A 5,435-nucleotide genomic window follows, 5' to 3' on the forward strand; every position below is an offset into this window, starting at 1 on the left:
TTTTTTAGATGTTTTATTTATATTTGAATTTCTCACCCGAGGTATATGGTTAGATATAAAATATTTCAGAAATAATTTGGCTCACTGTGGTATAGGTAAAGCAGAAAAAGAGGATCTGTCAGGTCTTAAAAATAAGATAGAAAATCTAACTGAAAAATTTGAAGCTGAAATTAGAAAAGGTTAAAAATTAGCTTATGTATGATAAAACTGCTCCAAAAATTAAAATTTTCATTCTGAGTGAAACGAAGAATCTCTTCCTTTCTTTTCAAGTAGAAAAATCAAAAAAGAGATCCTTTGGACTTACTTCCTCAGGATGGCACGGAAAGGTAAATTTACAAAAATTTTGGAACAGTCTTAATTTTATAGGAGGGTATAATTGTTTAAAAAAAACTTACAAATCAAGAATAAAATGTCCTTCCTGATACTGTTCAAAAATTTTTGCAAGTTTGCTTTTGTCCGTCATCCTGGGCTATTAGGCCGAAGGATCTCTTTTTTAAATTATATAAAAACCATTAATTTCTTACCCAAGGTATGATATATAAATATATGCTAAAATAGAATTTGAAAAAGGATTGAGTATGGGATTGTTTGGAGACAAAAAACAAAAGGAAAGTATAAAACCGGAAAAAGAAGCTTTAGATTTAGATTTAAGATGGGATAAATACTATCTAAATAAACGTATAAAGATAGAAGATTTAGGTGAGATAGAATTTATCTCTAAGTCTTTACTAAGATTAAAAACGGAGAAAAAAACTAATCTTATACAAGAAGGATTAACTATTCCTATTAGGATAAACGGAAAAGAATACAAATGTTTTGTTTTAGAAATAACCGAAAGAAAGATAGACTTGGCACTCAAAAAAGAGTTTGAAGATATTGAATTTATAAAGGAAAATACAAGGTTTGTAGAAAGTTATAAAACATCAAAAAAGTATACCATTACAGACAAGGAGATCGAAAGCATTAGAATATCTCAAGATTTCATCAATGCTATAAATCTTCTTTCAGAAGTGGACGACCCAAATACAGATGCAGAAAGCTTATCTTTTATAATAAATCAAATTCCGCCTTTAAAAAATAAAATTATAGAAGAAGCGAACAAAGCTTCTGAAAATATTATAGAAGAAATAAAAGATTTACCCACAGCCATAGCAAGACTTGGCATGGATAAAATAAAAAAGTTAAGCTACCAGTATTTTGACTTATTTGTAGCAACGTATAAAAACCCAATGGAAAGTTTTGAAAGTTTTAATCAGTTTAATTTAACTAAAGTTCAAACTTTTAAAAAATTTGCTCCTTACATACCTTTTCAACCAAAGAGAAAAGTGGGATTATTACTACTACTTTTAGAGACTGTCTCATCTATAGCAAATTTGTTTATAGAAAAAGATTCTGATTACAAAAAGATATTGAAAAATTCTCTTAAATTCTATTCTTACCCGTTAAGAATATATGAAAAATATCTATTTGGTGAGGACTATTTATCTTTAAATGAAAGATTTTTAGAAAGAAAGTTTAAAATACTATTGGAAGTAAACGATAGCTATAAGTTGGCACATCTTTTATTAAATCCAATGTTGTCTCTAAAACAGGAGCCTTTAAGTCTTTCTAATAGAAATCTAAAAAGAGCCTATCTTTACTATTTGGTCTTCTTAGCAGTTAATTTTTTGGTTTATAATGACAAAAAAAGTGGATTTATTTTATACAACAGGTTAAAAAGATTTGGAATGTCTGTAAACGAATCGACAGATTTTCTTAATGAAATTGTTTTCTACATAAATAAAATTCTGACAGCTTTAAAAATAAAACCTTACTTAAGAACCCCGTCACCTGTAAACTACACCATATCTTGTAAAAAAATTTTTCCAGAAAGTGGAGATTTTATAGATTTAATAGAGACATTTAAAAAGCTTGGTGGTGGAAAATTTAAAAGATTGGCTTTAAGACATCAAGATTCTAAATTTGCAGGACTTTTATTAAACTATCTGATAAATGACCCAGAAATCGGATTACATGATAAGTCTTTCATAATAATCCCTTCGGAAGAAATTCAAAATCCTGACAGTCTTTTGATAGAAAACTTAGCAGGCTTTGACATAGTTTATTTCAAAAATATAGACAATCTCTCTCCTGTTATTTATAGAGAATTTTACAAAATTTGGAAAAATTTTGAGGGTATAATCATTGTAGATTATTCTTATTACAGCTTTTTAGATTTTGACCCAACTAAAATCCAGATTTTCCATATAATAAAAGAAAACAAAATCGATATCCCTCTTTTGACAGAAAACCAAAAAGCTTATGATTTCTTAAAGGAACAAGCTAAAAATATGTATGTTGAACTTTTTGAAAAATCAGACTTTAAAAACCTTGATAAGATAGACAGCAATCTGTATGATTTAGAATCTGCTTTTTTGATGCTTTTAGACTAAATTTTTTTATGATATAATATTTGGTCTATTTTGAGAAAAAGGAGGTGCACAACAGTTGCTATTTTCTGTAAAAAGGTGTAAAATAATAAATTATCATGAATAGAAAACTATTCTATTAACTATAAAAAAGTGTGAAGAGATATACGGAATCAGTAGAATATCATTGATTAATTATGAAAAAAAGATTGATAACTCCTGTAGAAAGTGGAAAGAGCAAGACAGCTACCCAACAACCTGTAAACCAACGGAAGGAACAGGTGAGGGGTCTGCCTGCAGGTAGGCATAAAAGCTGGCAAGTTCTTTCCATAGCCTTAGCCTTCTGCTGTCTTGAAAGATCGTACAGAGATCTTTCTCCCTTAAAACAAATAATCGTTTTAGGGGATTGGATAGCAGTGGCTAATAGGTTAGTTCCTGCATGCTTGGCAGCAGGGACTATGACACTTCCAAAATACCGCCTGTTGGGGACGGAAGTGTCTGAAATGGCGGAATACAAATACCCCAACCCAAGCTGTGCAAGTTTTGTACAGTTTGGCTGACCAGGTTTTGATATATGTATGCAATAGTAAAAACAGGTGGAAAGCAGTATAAAGCCGAACCAGGAAGATTATTAAAAGTAGAAAAATTATGTGCAAATGAAGGTGAAACAGTAGAATTACCAGCAATCTGTGTAAGATTGGATAATGGTGAGTTAAAAACAGAGGGAAAAGTTAAGGCAACTGTTATTAAACACGATAAACATAAAAAAATATTAGTTTTTAAGTATAAAAGAAAGAAAAACTATAAAAGATTAAAAGGTCATAGACAACCTTACACATTAATTAAAGTTGAAGAAATTGTTTAAGGAGGAGTAAAAGATGGCATCAAAAGCAAGTGGTGGTTCAACACGTAACGGTCGCGATAGTATATCTAAACGCCTTGGAGTAAAGAGATACGACGGTCAAGTTGTTAGAGCCGGAAACATTTTAGTTAGACAAAGAGGTACAAAAATATATCCGGGTAAAAACGTAGGAATGGGTAAGGATTATACTCTCTTTGCGTTAATCGATGGAAAAGTCAAATTTGAAACATCGAAAGGAAAAAAAGTAGTAAGTGTATATCCAGTAGAAGCGTAAAATATTAAACTCGGGATTTAAGTCCCGGGTTTTCTTATCTAATGAAAAAAATTTATACTGATAAATCAACAATAATCAAATCTATCAGGGAATATTTTTATAGAACCGGTTCAATAGAAGTTTTCACAGATATCCTTCAAGACATTCCAAACTTAGATAATAATATCTATCCGGTTGAACTTTTCGTGTACGATGAAAGAAGTCAGCCAATTAGGAAATTTCTTCATACATCGCCAGAACCATCAATGAAAAAAATTTTATCTGAAATAAAGACGGATATATTTCAAATTACAAAAGTTTTTAGAAATTATGAAGGGTCTTATAAGCATAAGATAGAGTTTACAATGCTTGAATGGTACAGGGTTGGATATGATTTAGATGATTTAATGGAAGACACTCAAAATATTTTTATAGAATCTGCAATATCCTTGTACAAAAAACCTAAGATTAAATTCAAAGGCAGGGAATATAATCTGTTAGACTGGCAAAAAATCACGGTAGATGAAGCTTTTTACATTTACACAGGCGTATATCCAGAAGATATTGATAAAATGAACAAATTTTTAAAAGAAAAAGAAAGCTACTTTAAAGAAAGTCAAGACTGGGAGGAGCTGTTTTTTAGAATTTATGCATTTTATGTAGAGCCAAATCTTGGCAAAGAAAAACCTACTTTTATTTATGACTATCCACCACAGCTTTCAGCTTTTGCTAAAGTAAAAGGTGGAAAAGGAAAAAGGTTTGAAGCTTATATAAATGGAATTGAGCTTGTAAATGGATATCATGAGCTTAACGACCCAGTAGAGCTTGAAACAAGACTAAAGCAAGATATTGAAAAGAAAAAGAAAGAAGGTTTTGACTATCCATTAGATACTGAATTTATAAAAGCTTCTCAAAACCTTCCTGAGTGTAGCGGTGCATCCTTAGGAATTGATAGGCTTATAATGATTCTCTTAGATTTAGAATCTATTCATGGTATATAGGCTCTAATAAAAATGGGTCGGCTTTTAAATCTCTTTCAAGAGCATAAAATCCACCATCTACACATAAAGAAGTTTTAAGACTAATGCAATTGTTCCAATCTAAATTAAGATTTTTTTCAATAATTAAACTATTTTCTTTTTTCTCAAACTGAATTTTAAACTCTTCAAAAGAAGTGATAACAGGTTCATTTTCATTTATTTTGTAAGCAACGTTTGATTTTCCTATGTTTAAAACCGCTACAACATCGCCACAAAAGTGTCTGTATTTATAGACCATAACATCTAAGGTTCTGAAATAATACAGATTTATGTTCAAGGAGTAAGCAAGAGTTTTTGCGGTAATCAAGCCTACCCGTAAACCAGTGTTAGAACCAAGTCCTTGATTTACTATAACTCCTTTTAACTGTGAAGGTTCTATTTTAAGCTTATTAAATATATCTTGAATTTCTGGCATTAATACTTCTGAAAACGGTTTTGGCTTTAGATATTCACGTATAACTAAAACTTTGTTATCTTTTATAATCGCTACTCCAAAGTTATCTGAAAATGTATCTATACTCAAAAACACGATGTTAAACTCCTATTAAATTTTATTGAAACTATTATTGTATATACGTCAGGTAAGAAATTCAATAAAGACAGAGGGTTTCTTACCCTGTTGCAAAATGAGGGCGATATTACCCTTTCTCTGACACCTGACATTTTAAAGACTTTAATTCAAAGAATCTCTCTAAATTTTTCATCCCGGCTTCAAAAAATAATAAAGTTTTTTTAATTATTTACCGAATATACGTCGGGTGAGAAATTACCTCCATAGTTTACTTTTTCTAAAAAAGCTATAACCAATAGCATATGCATATAGATAAGCAACAAAAGTCTTAACCTTTCTCCATCTACTTATAAGATTGAAA

6 protein-coding genes and 1 pseudogene are annotated in these 5,435 nt (G+C 30.2%); 6 read left to right on the forward strand and 1 reads right to left on the reverse strand.

Features of this window, described 5'->3' with window-relative positions; translation table 11 throughout:
• The 6 genes and pseudogenes from Q0929_RS08690 to epmA form a co-directional block, all read left to right on the forward strand.
• A partial coding sequence (locus Q0929_RS08690) for a hypothetical protein (protein ID WP_299239997.1) occupies positions 1-184 on the forward strand: 184 nt, incomplete at its 5' end.
• Positions 185-578: 394 nt separating this feature from the next.
• Positions 579-2,432 carry a hypothetical protein gene (locus tag Q0929_RS08695; protein ID WP_299240000.1) on the forward strand — a complete coding sequence of 618 codons (1,854 nt, stop codon included), beginning with the start codon at positions 579-581 and terminating at the stop codon, positions 2,430-2,432.
• A gap of 188 nt (positions 2,433-2,620) precedes the next feature.
• Positions 2,621-2,968, forward strand: a pseudogene (locus Q0929_RS08700) (IS200/IS605 family accessory protein TnpB-related protein); the annotation flags it as partial.
• A gap of 14 nt (positions 2,969-2,982) precedes the next feature.
• On the forward strand, positions 2,983-3,273 hold the full coding sequence (gene rplU, locus Q0929_RS08705) for a 50S ribosomal protein L21 (protein WP_299240004.1): 291 nt from the start codon (positions 2,983-2,985) through the stop codon (positions 3,271-3,273).
• A gap of 13 nt (positions 3,274-3,286) precedes the next feature.
• A complete protein-coding gene (rpmA, locus tag Q0929_RS08710; protein WP_299226938.1) occupies positions 3,287-3,544 on the forward strand; it encodes a 50S ribosomal protein L27 in 258 nt (85 codons plus the stop codon).
• Positions 3,545-3,585: 41 nt separating this feature from the next.
• On the forward strand, positions 3,586-4,524 hold the full coding sequence (gene epmA / locus Q0929_RS08715; protein WP_299240007.1) for an elongation factor P--(R)-beta-lysine ligase: 939 nt from the start codon (positions 3,586-3,588) through the stop codon (positions 4,522-4,524).
• Here epmA and tsaB read toward each other — a convergent pair.
• Complete coding sequence (gene tsaB, locus Q0929_RS08720) at positions 4,508-5,092, reverse strand: tRNA (adenosine(37)-N6)-threonylcarbamoyltransferase complex dimerization subunit type 1 TsaB (RefSeq protein WP_299240010.1); 585 nt, start codon at positions 5,090-5,092, stop codon at positions 4,508-4,510. The genes epmA and tsaB overlap by 17 nt on opposite strands.
• Positions 5,093-5,435: the final 343 nt, after the last annotated feature.

It is taken from the genome of Sulfurihydrogenibium sp. (genome assembly GCF_028276765.1).
Classification (GTDB): domain Bacteria; phylum Aquificota; class Aquificia; order Aquificales; family Hydrogenothermaceae; genus Sulfurihydrogenibium.